Source organism: Bradyrhizobium archetypum (genome assembly GCF_013114835.1).
GTDB lineage: Bacteria > Pseudomonadota > Alphaproteobacteria > Rhizobiales > Xanthobacteraceae > Bradyrhizobium > Bradyrhizobium archetypum.
Genome location: NZ_JAAVLW010000008.1, coordinates 22,478 through 36,923, shown reverse-complemented (window position 1 = coordinate 36,923; position 14,446 = coordinate 22,478). Strand labels below are relative to the sequence as shown.

Genomic DNA, 14,446 nt, shown 5'->3' with positions numbered 1-14,446 from the left:
CAAGCGCGGCCAATTGCTACTGCGAAATGGTCTGCACCACGCTGCTGATCGGGCGGCTGGCGACCGCCGGCATCTTTTGGTCCTTCACCAGCATCGCGTCATATTCGGGCAGAGTTTCGAGCTGCTCCTTGGCCTTCATCTGCACGACCTTGTAGCCGCCGGCTTTCAGGCGGCGCAGCAGCGTCGGCAAGGCTATTGCCGTGTGCTTCTGCAGGTCATGCATCAGGATGACGCCCTTGCCCTGCTTGTCGAGCTTGGTCATGACGTTCTGGATCACCTGATCGGGACCCGACGATTTGAAGTCGTTGGAATCGACATCAACTGAAAACATCGAGATGTTGCGCGAGGCAAGATAGCCGAGGGCGCCCTGCGTGTGCGCGAGCCCCGGGAAACGGAAGAACGGCGCGGGCGCCGTTCCCAGCGCCATCTTCACGGCGCTAAAGCCCTTCTCGATCTCTTCTCTGACCTGCGCTTCGGTCAGCTTCTTGCTGTCGAGATGGGCATGCGACCAGGTGTGCGAGCCGATGGTGTGGCCGGCGGCCGCGACCTGCTTGAGAATTTCCGGATGATAGGTGGTGTGCTTGCCGACCGGGAAGAACACGGCCTTCGTGCATTCGTCCGCGAGCGCCTTCAGCACCGCAGGCGTGGTCGGCCACGGACCGTCGTCGAAGGTCAGCACCACCTCTTTCTCGGTCAGGAAATCAAACTGCTTATATTGCAGGAAGCCGAAGCCGGGGCCTCCCGTGGTGTCGATCACCACCGTGCGGCTGACGCCGAGCGCGTCCGCGTTGGCGCAGGCCGAGCGCATCGGCTGCGGCGCCGGGATCGGCGCAGGGGCGGGGGCCGGCTTCGAGAGCGAAGCGGTGATCTCGACGTCGTCCCTTGGGGCGGGCCTGACGGCAGCGGGCGCCGGCAGCGGCTCGGCCGCGCGGGCGGCGACGGTTTGAGGCGGGGCCGCGTCGGCGCGCGGCGAGGAAGTCCAGAACCAAACGCCGGTGATGAGAACCGCCGTTACCAAACTGGCCAGCATCAGGCCCAACGCATTACGCATCGCTACTCTTTCCACATACTCGGGGGACACACACGCAATGCGCCACTAATGCCAACAATGTCTTAACGTCTGGCGAACAAGCGCCGGTTAGGCGTAGATGATGAGGGGCTTATAGCCGAGTGAGGTCAGTCACAGTCGAAGCGCCCGGTTCCGCGCATGGTGGCCGCTATCAACAGCCGGTCCATGTAGCTGGACCAAAGGGAGCCAAAAATGACCGCACGTCCTACCACCACCGTTCGCAAGATCAATCTGTCGCTGGCGTTTGCTGCCTCGTTCTGCGCCATTTCTTCAACCGCGAGCTTCGCCTTCAGCTCTGAGGCGCAGCAGATGTGCACCGGCGACGCGTTCCGCCTCTGCAGCTCGGAAATCCCGAATATTCCGAAGATCACCGCCTGCATGATCAAGCATCGTGCCGATCTGAGCTCGGGCTGCCGCGCCGTGATGGATCGCGATCTCGCCGCGCAGAAAGGCAAGCTCGCCGCGAAGTAAATCGGCGCTGGCTTTGGCTCTCAGGGAACGCTTGCGTCGATGCGACGCAGGCGTTTTCTGTGTTTCGGAGGCGGCCACAATCACGCCGGCGGGCGCGATTGTGCTTGCCGTGGAGCCGTTGCCGGCCGGATTTGCGTAGCTGGATGACTATTTTGCCAGGTTTTCTTGCCGCGAGCTGGTACCCAGGCCGCTCGAAAGCGTTATAGAGACGTCCTGATTGCGGTTCCAGTACGAAGGCATAGCAAAATGACCAAGATCCTTTTCGTCATTCCCCTGGTTCTGATCACGTCAGCCGCCTCGGCTCAGACGCCGCAGGACCGGCAGAAGGGGCACGATGCCTGCTCGCGTGACGTCTCGCGCTACTGCCGGGCACATATGCAGGATGGCGACCAGATCGTGCTGGCCTGCCTGAAGCAGAACCGCGCGAAGATCAGCAAGGGCTGCCAGCAGATGCTGGCGAGCCATGGGCAGTGACAGAGTCAGTAACTTGGCGTTTTCGAGCGAAGCGGATACCGGTTCGCGTCAAGAAAACGGGTCAAACAGGAAACTGGCCCGGATCTGATTTCAATCAGATCCGGGAAGGCTCTAGCCTCCGTAGAGATAGTTCGGCAGCCACAGCGTCATGCCGGGCCACAGATACATGATCACCATGCACAGGATCACGATCAGCATGTAGGGCATCATGCCCGCGAAGATCTGGTTCAGCGTGACATGCTTCGGCGCGACGCCCTTGAGGTAGAACGCCGACATCGCCACCGGCGGAGACAGGAACGCCGCCTGCAGGTTCACGAACACCAGCGTGCCCCACAGGATCGGGTCGATGCCGAAATGCTTCAGCATCGGCAGGAAGATCGGCACAAAGATGATGATGATCTCGGTCCACTCCAGTGGCCAGCCGAGCACGAAGATGATCGCCTGCGACAGGATCATGAACTGCACCGGCGACATGTTGAGCGAGAGCACCCAGCTTTCCAGAAGTGCCTGGCCGCCGAGGATGGCGAACACCGCCGAGAACAGCGCGCTTCCGACGAACAGCCAGCACACCATCGCGGTCGTCTTGGCGGTCAGGAACACCGCCTCCTTGGTGCGCTTCCAGTCGAGCGTGCGGGCGTGGAAGGCGAGAATGAAGGCGCCGGCGGCGCCAACGCCGGCGGATTCGGTCGCCGTGGTGATACCGAACAGGATCACCGCCAGCACGACGACGGTGAGGATGCCGAGCGGCATAACCGAGGACGTCAGCAGCTTGAGTACCTCGAAGCGCTCGCCGTTCATGCGCAAATAAGAGCGCGCCGTCCATGCTGCGAGCACCACAGCCGATACCGCGAACCAGATATAGAACTGGGTGTCCGGTCCCTTTTCGGCCGGAGACAATTCCTTGGCCTCTTGCGCGCTGCCGAGCTGTTGCAGGCCTTCGATGGCTTCGCCCGCAGCGCCGGCCTGCTGGTGAATAACTACGTACCACCAGACCGTGGCGAGCGTGATCGTGGGCAGCAGGAACGGCACCAGCGATATGGTGAAGTTCTGCACGATCGCGCCATAGCCCATCGGCTTGCCATCGATCTGAAGCGTCTTCGCCTTGGCGGGCGATAACAGCGCCCTGAACAGGCCGACGAACAGATTCGGCGAATAGAGGGTGGAGAATTTCGTGATCCATTCAGGGACGGGAACGCGCGTCTGTTCCTCCGGCAGCGGCGGGGCAACCCTCGGATTGATCATCGCCCAGCCGACGACATAGACGAGATAGAGGAACGCCAGGAAGAAGCCGGGGAACATCGCCGCGGCATAGAGCTTCACCACCGACTGGCCGGCGACTGCGGCATAGACGATGATCATCACCGACGGCGGGATCAGGATGCCGAGCGTGCCGCCCGCGGTGATGACGCCGGAGGCGAGCCTCACGTCATAGCCGGCGCGCAGCATCGGGTTGAAGGCGATCACGCCCATCAGCACCACCACCGCGCCGACGAGGCCGGAGGCGATGCCCCAGAAGGTGCAGACGATCAGGGTCGCGACCGCAAGCGAAGCGGGCAGGCGGCGGAAGGCGAGCTGGATCGAATAGAACATCTTGTCGACCAGCGCGCCGCGCTCCATCACATAGCCCATCAGCACGAATAGCGGGATGGATATCAAGACGTCGTTGGTCATCGCGCCGTAGGTGCGCTGGACCATCAGCTCGAACACCTTGTTGTGCGTCCAGTTCTGCGACGGATCGTAGAAGGCGATGAAGCCGAAGAACATGCCGAGGCCCATCAGCGTGAAGGCCGTGGCGAAGCCCATCATGATGACGACGACGATGAGCGTCAGCATCAACAGGCCGAGTGCTGGATCGCTCATGTGTTCAGGTCCCCGCCCATGCCCCGCTGCCGCGCCATTTCGTCGATGCGCTGCGCGCCCGCGATGGCGAGCTTGCGCGATTCCTCGTCCACGAATTCAGAGTGCGCGAGCTGCTCCTCGATGACGTCGGTCTCGGCGACGTCGGCGAGCCGGCTCGGCCATTCGCCGGTCTTCAGGCAGACGATGCAGCGGATGATCTCGGCGATCCCCTGCAGCATGATCAGCGCGCCGGCGATCGGGATCACCGTCTTGAAATGGTAGACCGGCGGTCCCTCGGCCGTGACGTTGGAATGCTCGTTGATGTGCCAGGAATCCGCGGCGTAGAAGTAGCCGGCATAGATCAGCGCTGCGATGCCCGGGATGAAGAACACGAAATAGAGAACGAGGTCGAGCGCGGCCTGGGTGCGTGGGCGCATCGAGGAATACAGGAAATCGCCCCGGACATGGGCGTTCTGCGCCAGCGTATAGGCGCCGGCCAGCATGAACAGCGACCCATACATCATGTTCTCGGCGTCGAAGATCCAAGCCGTCGGCATGTTCACGGCATAACGCTTGAACACTTCGATGCAGACGACGCTCATCAGCAGGATCATCAGCCAGGCGGTTGCCTTGCCCACCCAGGTCGAGATGCCGTCGATCGTGTGCAGTAAACGCTGGACATTCATGTGATACGCTTCTGCAAAAGAAATGGTCCCAAACATAGCACAAGGCACCGTCCGGGAGGTGGTCCGGGCGGCGCCTTGCGTGTTTATTTCGTTATCAGAGTTTCTTCGCCGCGGCGTTCGGCCCGAAATAGTGGTCGTAGGCCATGCGGCGGTTCACCACGGTATCCTGCTCCCACTGGGTCGCGCGCTTGGCGAACTCGATCTGAGACTGGATGATCTCCTTGAATAGCGGGTTCTCCGACGCCTTTTTCTTGGCTACCTCGTCATAGATCTCGAGTTGCCGCTTCAGGATCGCGTCGGGTGTCTTGTAGAACTTCACGTTGTCCTTGCTCTGCAGCTCGACATAGTCCTTCGAGTAGCGGTCGATCGCCTTCCAGGACATGTCTGCCGAGGCCGCGTCCACCGCGTTGGCGATGATCGCCTTCATCTTGTCGGGCAGCGCGTTGTACTTGTCCTTGTTGAACATGATCTCGAACTGCTCGGCGTTCTGGTGATAGCTCTGCAGCATGCAGACCTTGGAGACGTCGGGGAAGCCGAGCACGCGGTCGGAGGTTGCGTTGTTGAACTCGGCCGCGTCGAGCAGCCCGCGGTCCATGGCAGCTACGATTTCACCGCCGGGCAGCGCGTTCACGGCCGCGCCCATGCCCGAATACACGTCAATGGAGATGCCGACGGTGCGGAACTTGAGGCCCTTGACGTCATCGATCTTCGAGATCGGCTTCTTGAACCAGCCGAACGGCTGGGTCGGCATCGGCCCGTAGGGGAAGGAAACCACGTTGGCGTTGATCGAGGCGTAGAGCTTTTCGAGCAGCTCCTTGCCGCCGCCATAGCGGTGCCAGGCCAGCAGCATGTTGGCGTCCATCGCAAAGCCCGGCCCCGAGCCCCACAGTGCCAGCGCGGTTTGCTTGCCGTAGTGATAGACCAGCACGCCATGGCCACCGTCGAGCACGCCCTTCGACACCGCATCGAGCAAGCCGAACGCCGGCACCACGGCGCCTGCGGGCAGCACCTCGATCTTCAACTCGCCGCCGGTCATATCATTGACCTTCTTGGCGTAGTCGAGGGCGTATTCGTGGAAAATGTCCTTTGACGGCCAGGTGCTCTGCCAGCGCATGCTGATCGGCCCCTGGGCGCTGACGACGCTCGGCGCGGCAACTGCCGTCGCAGCCCCTGCGGCAGCCACTTTCAGGAAGCGGCGGCGCGTCGAAGTTTTGTCCCTGGTTGGTTTGGTCATGAGGGTCCTCCCGGTTAGACCGGTCCTTGGTCGGCCGGTCATCATTGATTGGGGGAACTCTAGAGGCCGCTACCAAGCTTTGGCAAGGAATACGTTATGCCAATGCGATGAGGTTAACGGCGCGGCTGAGCGCACCACGCCATCCGGCGCTTCCGTAAAATTACGTGCTGCTGCCGGCCGCGGTTGCGACCACCGGCAAGACCTCATTGGCAGCGCGGTCGGGGGTATCTTCCTTCCAGCGCACCGAGCCGAACGGCCGCTCCAGCATGCGGCGGACGCGGATCGGCTCCGGTCCGAGGTGAAAGTCGATCGCGCGCTGGTGCAGGGCTCGCTCGGACTGCGTCGCCCGGCTGCGCTGGCGCAGATAATCGAGCCAGGTCGGGCAGTGGTAGCGCTCGGTCCACAATTCGGGATCGGCGATGTCGCGCGCGATCGACCAGCCATAGGCGCCGTTGCGCTGCCGGCTGAGTTGCACCTCCTGCATCACATTGTGGAACGCGCGCGCATTGTCCTGCGCGACACGGTACTCGATCTCCACCACCAGCGGGCCGCTGCGTCCCGTCAGCGACAGTCGTACCTCGGGATCGGCCAGCGCCTCGGCGGGCGGCTCATAGCGCGCGCCGACCGGCGGCATGCGCAGCCAGATGCCGAGTAGCGGGGAGAGCAGCATCAATCCGGCGGAGACCAGGAGCGCCACCTCGACGCCGGCGATGTCGGTGAGGTGGCCCCAGCCCCAGCTTCCGATCGCGATGCCGCCGGCAATCGCGGCCTGGAATGCCGCCAGCGAGCGCCCCGCCACCCAGCGCGGCGCCGAGAGCTGCACGCCGATATTGAACAGCGCAACTGCCAGCATCCACACCGCGCCGGCGAGCACCAGCGCAATTGCGGTCAGAATGGCGCTCTTGCTCAGCGCAACAGCGGCGAGCGCGCCGGCCAACGATATCGTGCAGGCACGCACCGCGGCCTCACCGCTCAATTGCCTGCGCACCGCACCGATGTTCAACGCGCCGAACACGGCGCCCATGCCGAAGGCGCCCAGCATGACGCCATAGGTCTGCGCGCCGCCATGCAGGAGGTCGCGCGCGACCAGCGGCATCAGAGCCGAGATCGAGCCGCCGATGATGCCGGTGACGAGCGTGCGGGTCAGCACGATCTTGATCGACGGCGAATTGGTGATGTAGCGCACGCCGGAGACCATCGCGCGGTTGAGCCGCTCGCGCGGCAGCCGCGACGGCTCATGGACCCGCTGCCAGAGAAACAGCACGATCAGCAGCGGCAGATACAGCACTGCGTTGATGGCGAAGGCGGCAACCGCGCCCGCGGTTGCGACGATGATGCCGCCGACCGCGGGGCCAAAACTGCGCGCGATGTTGTAGCTGATGCCGTTGAGCGCGACCGCCGCCGGCAAGGTCTCGGGCGGTACCTGCTCGCTGACCGAAGACTGCCAGGCCGGTCCCATCAACGCCATGCCGGTGCCGACGATGAAACAGAACAGCAAGAGCACATTGGGCGTGACGAGGCTGAACCACGACAGCACGGTCAGGGCGGTCGCGCCGGTCAGTGCGATCAGCAGCGACACCATCGCGACGACGCGGCGGTCGTGCATGTCGGCGATGGCGCCGGCCGGCATCGAGATCAGCATGATCGGCAGCATCAGCGCGGTCTGCACCAGCGCGACCTTGTCGGCGGATGACGTCATCTGCGTCATCGCCCAGGCTGCACCCACGCCCTGGATCAGGATGCCCAGGTTCGACAGCAGGCTCGCCAGCCAGATGCGCCGGAACACCGAATGCCGCAGCGGTGCGGTGATACTATCGGAGCGCTTCGGCGGTTCGGTCATGTCCGGTTCCGGTTGGGCTGCTAAATGGCCCGACGATGATTCCTGCAGCCCTCAAGAGATGCCTGCGAAAACCTTGTTCTGTCCAGTAGTTAGGTCGTTATACTGGCCGTTGTTTGACCCGGCGCCTTTGCGCCGCCCGGATCGGAGACTTAGATACGATTGTAGCCCGCATGAGCGCAGCGATATGCGGGGCTTGGCAAGATCCCGGATATCGCCTCGCTCATCCGGGTCACGGGGTAGGCACCCATGAGTATCGCCGAAGCCTACGACATACCGGTGGCGCGCTCGCCGCTGGTGCCGCCGAGTCCGCCGCGGGCGCCCGAGGACATGACGCTGTTCGGGCGAATGAAGGCGATCCGCGAAAGCCCGATCGAAATGTGGGGCCAGCGGGCCTACGAGGAAGATATCGTCCAGGGCCGCTTCTTCGGGCGCAGCAGCTTCATCCTCAACGCACCTGATGCGATCAAGCATGTGCTGGTCGACAATTATGAAAACTATACGCGCACGCCGGTCAGCTTCCGGGTGTTGCGACCGATATTGGGCCAAGGTCTTCTGATCGCCGAAGGGCGCGCGTGGAAGTACCAGCGCCGGACGCTCGCGCCGGCGTTCACGCCGCGCGCGGTGATGACGCTCGTGCCGCACATGGTGACCGCGACAGACGAGACCGTCGCCAAGCTCAGAGCCGCCAGCAACGCGCCCGTCGATCTGCGGCAGGCGATGCAGCGGATGACGCTCGAAATCGCCGGACGCACGATGTTCTCGTTCGGGATGGACCGCCACGGCGCCGCCTTGCGCGATTTTGTGATGGAGTATGGCGCGCGGCTGGCACGACCGAATTTTCTCGATCTGTTGCTGCCGCTGAATTGGCCGAGCCCGCAGGATTTGTCCCGCGCGCGCTTCCGCAAGCGCTGGACGGCTTTCGTCGGCATGCTGATGGCCGAACGCCGCGCCGCCGGCAAGAACGAGGGCGCGCCGGCGCGCGATCTGTTCGACCTGATCGGCGAGGCGCGCGATCCGGAAACCGGTGAGGCCTTTACCGACGACCAGCTCGGCGATCAGGTCGCGACCATGATTCTGGCCGGCCACGAGACCACCGCGACCGCGCTGTTCTGGGCGCTCTATCTGCTGGCGCTCGATCCCGCCACGCAGGAGGAGGTGGCGAAGGAAGTGCAGGGCGTGACCGCCAGCGGCGCGCTCGATGTCGAGCGGCTGAAATTCACTCGCGCCGTGCTGGACGAAACGATGCGGCTCTATCCGCCGGCGTTTCTGATCGCACGTGCGGCGTCCGGACCCGATACGGTCGCTGGCCTGCCCGTCAAGAAAAAGGACGTGATCCTGATCGCGCCGTGGCTGTTGCACCGGCACGAAAAGCTCTGGCGCGATCCGAACGCCTTTACCCCGGCTCGCTTCATGACCGGCACGCCGCCCGACCGCTTCGCCTATCTGCCGTTCGGCGTCGGCCCGCGCGTCTGCATCGGGGCGCATTTCGCACTGGTCGAAGCGACGCTGGCGCTGGCCAGGATGATCGGCGCGTTTCGCGTCACGCTGGTCGACAAGGAGCCGGTGAAGCCGATTGGCGTGGTAACCACCCAGCCCGACCGTTCGCCGATGTTTGCCATCACCCCGCGGTAGCATTTTGTTGATTGAGCGGATTGCCGGGTCGCGCGAGGAAAATGCGTCAAACAACCAAGCTCACCTTGCGCAGCCGCCTCAGCAGCGTCATCTAGGTTGTCACCATGAGCGATACCCGGGCCCAGTTCTCCGTTCTGCGGCAGACCGCCGATCCCGCGGTCGTCGACGCCATCTCGCGGCTGATCGCCAATGGCGAGGATCGCGATCTCAACCGGATCAACCTTCTCGATTTTGCCGCGCGCTACGGGCTGGACGAGGAAAAAGTCATTTCGGCCTTTCTGCATTCGGCGCGGCTCGGGCTGTTCGACCTCACATGGAATGTGCTGTGCCCCGGCTGTGGCGGCGTGCTCGGCGCGCACAACACGCTGAAATCGCTGCGTCACGACGATTACAATTGCGCGCTATGCGCCCAAGGCTATGAGGCATCGGTCGACGACCGCGTCGAGGTCGCGTTTACGGTCAGCCCGCGCGTCCGGCGCATCGCAGCGCATGATCCCAATACGCTGCCGATCTGGGAATATAACCGCCAGATGTTCTGGAGCTCGGGGATGGACCTCAGCGAGGAGTCGATCCAGCGGCTGATCGATGAGGTCTCGCTCGAGGCCATCGAGTTGCCGCCGGGTGAGAAGGCGGTACTGTCGCTGCAACTGCCCAATCAGTTCGTGATCGTGTTCGAGCCGGTGACGCATTCTGCTCATTTCTTCGATATTCAGGGCGAGCCGAGCCGCGAGCGGCAGCAGTTTTCGATCGTCTTCAACAAGCTGCACGCGCCGACCGGCTCGACGGTAATGCGCCCGGGACCGCTGCGCCTGTCACTGGAGAACCAGACCGATACCCGGGTACTTCCTGCAGTCTGGGTCGCCAACGACACGCTCCATGAGCTGCTCGGCAAGCGCAAGCCGATCCTGACCGCCAAGCGAATGCTGTCGAACCAGACCTTCCGCGACGTGTTCAAGGCGGACAATCTCAACGTCGATCAGCGCCTGAAAATCACCTCGCTGACCTTCCTGTTCACGGATCTGAAGGGCTCCACCGCGCTCTATGAACGGGTCGGCGATCTCGCCGCCTTCGATCTGGTGCGGGCGCATTTCCATGCGCTGCTCGAAATCATCGCCTCCGAGAAGGGGGCGGTGGTGAAGACAATCGGCGATGCCGTGATGGCGACGTTCATCCGGCCGGAGCACGCGATCGTCGCAGGCCTGCGCATGCGCGCGGCGATGGCGACGCTCAATGCCGAGCGCGGCCGGGAGGATTTGATCGTCAAGATCGGCATTCACGAAGGCCCGTGCCTGGCGGTGATGCTGAACGAGCGGCAGGATTATTTCGGCCAGACCGTCAACATCGCATCGCGGGTGCAGAGCCTGTCGACCTCGCAGGAAATCCACATCACCGGACCTGTGATCGAGTCGCCCGGGGTCGCCACGATCCTGGCGAAGGAGGCGATCAGGCCGATCCAGAAGGAAGCCGCGCTGCGCGGCATCGCCGACAAGATGGTGGTGTACGAGATACCTTAACTCTGCTGCGTCACAGCCGTTCAAGACCTCATCCTGAGGAGCCCGCGAGAAGCGGGCGTCTCGAAGGATGTAGGCCACAGACGGGGCCTCATGGTTCGAGACGCGCTTCGCGCTCCTCACCATGAGGTGTTATGACGAGTAGAACCAAACCGCGCTATTCGATCACGATCTCGCCGACCATGCCGAGCTCGGCGTGGGTCTTGCCGTCGCTGGCCTTGATGTCGCAGCGGAGATCGCTGGCGCGGCCGGCTGCGATCGGCACCAGCCACCATTCGGCAGATTGTCCTGGATAGACCTCGATCTCGCGGATCGCGCCCTTGAATTCGGCAAGCGTGACCGTCTTGCCGTTCTGCTGCTGCGTCACCTGCGCCTTGCGCGTGAACACCATCTGCGAGAACGCGTGCGAGGTGAAGTAATGCGGATCGTTGCTGGCATTGCGCAGGATCAGTTTGTAGAGCTTGCCGGTTTCCAATTTCAGTTGCTTCGGCGCGAATTCGTGTTTGCCCGGCGATCCCAGATCGATCGTCACCTCGATCGGCGTCTGTTTCGACAGATCGCCCGCCGCCAGCGCGGCGCCTGTGGCGAATCCCAACAGAACGGCAGCACCAAGGGCGAAGCGGAAGGAGACCATGATCGTTTCCTCTGAAAAATCGTTTTTGGACAATGGCTTCATCCCTAATGCAAATGCGAATGACTTGCAATTGGAGATCCGCCCGTAGCCTGCGGCGAATCGCGCGGGTCGGCCCCATCGGTCGACAGGCCATATCTTCCGACCGCGGCGGGCTTGCGCCTCGAACTGACGGCTGCGGGCTGCCAACCGGCAGAACGCGCGGTGCTTGCTGCGACGATAGGGCGCTGCTTCAAGTTTCGCGCAGACGTTCCGCCACGCGCAACGTGACGCCGATTTAATCCGCCTGCGGCACTCGGTGCTCATCGTGTGGATTGCGCGCGCCAAATCTTCGACCCATATTCGACGAACAGGCTTTCCAGAATTTTGCAGGTGGATGGATGCTCGACGGACTGCGCCAATTTATTGCCGACATCGTTGCGCCCAGCGCGGATCCGGACCTGTCGTTCGACGATACCGGCTATCTTCTCGCCGCGACCGCGCTATTGGTTCATGTCGTCTCGCTCGATGGCGAGCCGAGCGCGGCCGAGAAGCGCAAATTGCACAGTCTGATCGAGAGCCGATTCAAGCTCGATTCAGGAAAGGCCGATCATTTGATCGCACAGGCGACGCGCGCCGAGGGCGAGGCGGTCGATCTCTATCATTTCACCAGCGTCATCATGCGTTCGGTCAACGAGGAGGGCCGGCTTCGCATCATCGAAATGATGTGGGAGCTGGTATACGCCGATGGCGATGTCAGCGAATTCGAAGACAACGTCGTCTGGCGCGCGGCCGATCTGCTCGGCATTTCCTCGCGCGATCGGCTCGAGCTCAAGCACAAGGTGGCGGAGCAGCGGCCATCAACTTCGTCCGCAAGCGTGCCGAAGGCCGAAGACGCGGCGCTGTGACGATGTGTGATGAAGCCGTGCGGCATTGCAGATGACGAAACTTTAATGTGCGCCGTCATCGGCCGCCATCGCGCGAGATAAGCCTGAAAATATAGAGACTTCAACGCATGGCGCGCGCGAGTCTGCATGGCGCCATGTTTGGGGGATGGCTTGCGTCGCACCACGCGCCTATGCTCTCGTTGCGGCGCCGGCGTAATCCTGAACTGATCCTTAAGAGCATTCGATCGTGACTGAGCGTGTGACGCTGATTACCGGTGCATCGGCGGGCATAGGCACCGAGTTGGCGCGCGTTTTCGCATCTCATGGCCATCGTCTGGCGCTGGTGGCACGGCGCGCCGAACGCCTGACGGCGCTGGCCGCCGAAATCACCGCCGCGGGCGGCGCGGCTCCGATCGTCATTCCCTGCGACCTCGCGCAGCCCGATTGCGGCGACAGGATTGCCGACACGTTGTCAGCTTCCGGTGTGGAGGTCGAATACGTCGTCAACAATGCGGGCTTCGGACTGTTCGGCAAGGCGATCCAGCGTGACCGCGCCGATCAGCTCGATATCATCGCGGTCAACATCCGCGCGCTGACCGACCTGTCGCTACGCTTCTCGGATCAATTGATCCGTAATCGCGGCGGGCTTCTGAATGTCGGTTCGATCGCGGGCTTTCTGCCGGGCCCGGGAATGGCGGTCTATTACGCCACCAAGGCCTATGTGCTGTCGTTCACGGAGGCGATGCGCGCCGAACTTGCGCCGCACGGCGTGCGCGTGACGGTATTGTGTCCCGGTCCGGTGCCATCGGAATTTCAGGCGCGCGCCGGGTTCAGGCCCGGCTATGATTCGGCGATCCTCAACGTGTCGCCGGCCGCGGTCGCGCAACAGGCCTACAGCGGATTGATGGCCAACAAACGGGCAGTGTTGCCTGGTCTCGGCATCAAGATCGTGCCGTTCCTGCTTCGGCTGTTCCCGCGCTCATTTATCCTCGGGGCGGTCGGCCGTTTCCAGCTTCGCCAACGCTGAAAAAAATCCCGGGTTTTTCCGGTGTCCTTGCCCGTTCGTGCCGCAATTGGAGGCGCTGACCGCATCTGGCCCGCAGTTTGCTTACATTTTTCGCTGCGTGCGTGAACTCACGCGAAATTAAGACTCACTTAGCTATGGTTTCGATTCGAGATACCTGAGCAACGGCGATGTCGTTCCGGTCGAAAAAGGATCACGAGAACGTGCTGCCCTTTCCGGGCCGGAGCGTGTTGGCCGTGTCCGACCTGGCGCCGCTGCCGCCGGTACTGATCGTTCTCCATCAGGAGACCTCGACGCCGGGCCGGGTCGGCAACGCGCTGCGGGCGCTCGGCTATCCCCTCGACATCAGGCGTCCGCGGTTCGGCGATGCCTTGCCGGAAACGCTGGACCGGCATGCCGGCGCGGTAATCTTCGGCGGCCCGATGAGCGCCAACGATCCCGACGACTATGTCCGCCGCGAGATCGATTGGATCGAAGTACCCCTGCGCGAGCAACGGCCGTTTCTCGGCATCTGCCTGGGCGCGCAGATGCTTGCCGGACAATTGGGCGCGCAGGTCGCGCCGCATCATGAAGGCCGGGTGGAGGTCGGTTACTATCCGATCCGCCCGACCGCGGCCGGCCACGCGCTCTGCCCGGACTGGCCGGAGCGCGTCTACCACTGGCATGGCGAAGGATTTCAACTGCCCCATGGCGCCGAACTGCTCGCCGAAGGCGACGACTTTCCGGTGCAGGCGTTCCGGTCCGGCCATGCCTTCGGCTTCCAGTTTCATCCCGACGTGACCTACGCGATGATGCATCGCTGGACCACGCGGGGCTGCGTACGCATGGATTCACCGGGCGCGCAACCACGTCACCTCCACTTCGAGGGACGCGCAGTGCACGACGTGATCGAACGGGCCTGGTTGAAGAATTTCATCGCGGGCTGGATCAGGCGCTCGCCGCGCGCGGCTCTGCTGGAAGCGGCCGAGTAGCCGCCACGCGGAAATAGCCCGCGCGGCCGGCTTTCAAGAATCGCGGATGTGATAGGTCTCGTCGAAGCGTGGTGGAGCCAGGCGGGATCGAACCGCCGACCTCGTCATTGCGAACGACGCGCTCTCCCAGCTGAGCTATGGCCCCGTCGCGACCGTCCCGGATACCCGAAGCAGCCGACAATCGGCGCCATTTACAGT

13 protein-coding genes and 1 tRNA gene are annotated in these 14,446 nt (G+C 63.1%); 7 read left to right on the top strand and 7 right to left on the bottom strand.

From position 1 onward, the window contains the following. Nucleotides 1-16 precede the first annotated feature (16 nt). The gene (locus tag HCN50_RS25485; protein WP_171712654.1) at nt 17-1,051 is read right to left on the bottom strand and encodes a polysaccharide deacetylase family protein; all 1,035 of its coding nucleotides are present in this window, start codon (nt 1,049-1,051) and stop codon (nt 17-19) included. A gap of 210 nt (nt 1,052-1,261) precedes the next feature. Here HCN50_RS25485 and HCN50_RS25480 point away from each other — a divergent pair, with 210 nt between their 5' ends. Together HCN50_RS25480 and HCN50_RS25475 are read left to right on the top strand one after the other, a co-directional pair. After that, on the top strand, nt 1,262-1,540 hold the full coding sequence (locus tag HCN50_RS25480; RefSeq protein WP_171712653.1) for a hypothetical protein: 279 nt from the start codon (nt 1,262-1,264) through the stop codon (nt 1,538-1,540). Between the two features lie 246 nt (nt 1,541-1,786). Beyond that, a complete protein-coding gene (locus tag HCN50_RS25475) occupies nt 1,787-2,014 on the top strand; it encodes a hypothetical protein (RefSeq protein WP_171712652.1) in 228 nt (75 codons plus the stop codon). Between the two features lie 111 nt (nt 2,015-2,125). On the opposite strand, the gene HCN50_RS25470 is transcribed toward HCN50_RS25475, so the two are convergent. From HCN50_RS25470 to HCN50_RS25455, 4 genes are all read right to left on the bottom strand, one after another. Further along, nucleotides 2,126-3,874, bottom strand: a complete 1,749-nt coding sequence (locus tag HCN50_RS25470) for a TRAP transporter large permease (protein ID WP_171712651.1) — start codon at nt 3,872-3,874, stop codon at nt 2,126-2,128. Beyond that, on the bottom strand, nt 3,871-4,539 hold the full coding sequence (locus HCN50_RS25465) for a TRAP transporter small permease subunit (protein ID WP_171712650.1): 669 nt from the start codon (nt 4,537-4,539) through the stop codon (nt 3,871-3,873). The genes HCN50_RS25470 and HCN50_RS25465 overlap by 4 nt, the downstream gene beginning before the upstream one ends. A 94-nt stretch (nt 4,540-4,633) precedes the next feature. Further along, on the bottom strand, nt 4,634-5,773 hold the full coding sequence (locus HCN50_RS25460; protein ID WP_171712649.1) for a TRAP transporter substrate-binding protein: 1,140 nt from the start codon (nt 5,771-5,773) through the stop codon (nt 4,634-4,636). Between the two features lie 160 nt (nt 5,774-5,933). Then, the gene (locus tag HCN50_RS25455; RefSeq protein ID WP_171712648.1) at nt 5,934-7,613 is read right to left on the bottom strand and encodes an MFS transporter; all 1,680 of its coding nucleotides are present in this window, start codon (nt 7,611-7,613) and stop codon (nt 5,934-5,936) included. Between the two features lie 246 nt (nt 7,614-7,859). Between HCN50_RS25455 and HCN50_RS25450 the strand changes: the two genes are divergently transcribed. Further along, nucleotides 7,860-9,245: a cytochrome P450 gene (locus HCN50_RS25450; protein ID WP_171712647.1), complete on the top strand. Its 1,386-nt coding sequence runs from the start codon at nt 7,860-7,862 to the stop codon at nt 9,243-9,245. A 104-nt stretch (nt 9,246-9,349) separates the two neighbouring features. Further along, nucleotides 9,350-10,759 (top strand): adenylate/guanylate cyclase domain-containing protein, encoded by a 1,410-nt coding sequence (locus tag HCN50_RS25445; protein WP_171712646.1) that lies wholly within the window; start codon nt 9,350-9,352, stop codon nt 10,757-10,759. Between the two features lie 154 nt (nt 10,760-10,913). On the opposite strand, the gene HCN50_RS25440 is transcribed toward HCN50_RS25445, so the two are convergent. Beyond that, a complete protein-coding gene (locus tag HCN50_RS25440) occupies nt 10,914-11,390 on the bottom strand; it encodes a cupredoxin domain-containing protein (RefSeq protein WP_171712645.1) in 477 nt (158 codons plus the stop codon). Nucleotides 11,391-11,767: 377 nt separating this feature from the next. Here HCN50_RS25440 and HCN50_RS25435 point away from each other — a divergent pair, with 377 nt between their 5' ends. The 3 genes from HCN50_RS25435 (at nt 11,768) to HCN50_RS25425 (ending at nt 14,248) form a co-directional block, all read left to right on the top strand. After that, complete coding sequence (locus HCN50_RS25435; RefSeq protein ID WP_171712644.1) at nt 11,768-12,274, top strand: tellurite resistance TerB family protein; 507 nt, start codon at nt 11,768-11,770, stop codon at nt 12,272-12,274. 226 nt (nt 12,275-12,500) lie between these two features. Further along, nucleotides 12,501-13,280 (top strand): SDR family NAD(P)-dependent oxidoreductase, encoded by a 780-nt coding sequence (locus HCN50_RS25430; protein ID WP_171712643.1) that lies wholly within the window; start codon nt 12,501-12,503, stop codon nt 13,278-13,280. Between the two features lie 167 nt (nt 13,281-13,447). After that, nucleotides 13,448-14,248 (top strand): glutamine amidotransferase, encoded by an 801-nt coding sequence (locus HCN50_RS25425; RefSeq protein ID WP_171712642.1) that lies wholly within the window; start codon nt 13,448-13,450, stop codon nt 14,246-14,248. 69 nt (nt 14,249-14,317) lie between these two features. Here the strand turns inward: HCN50_RS25425 and HCN50_RS25420 are convergent. Continuing rightward, nucleotides 14,318-14,393, bottom strand: a tRNA-Ala gene (locus HCN50_RS25420). Between the last annotated feature and the right edge of the window lie 53 nt (nt 14,394-14,446).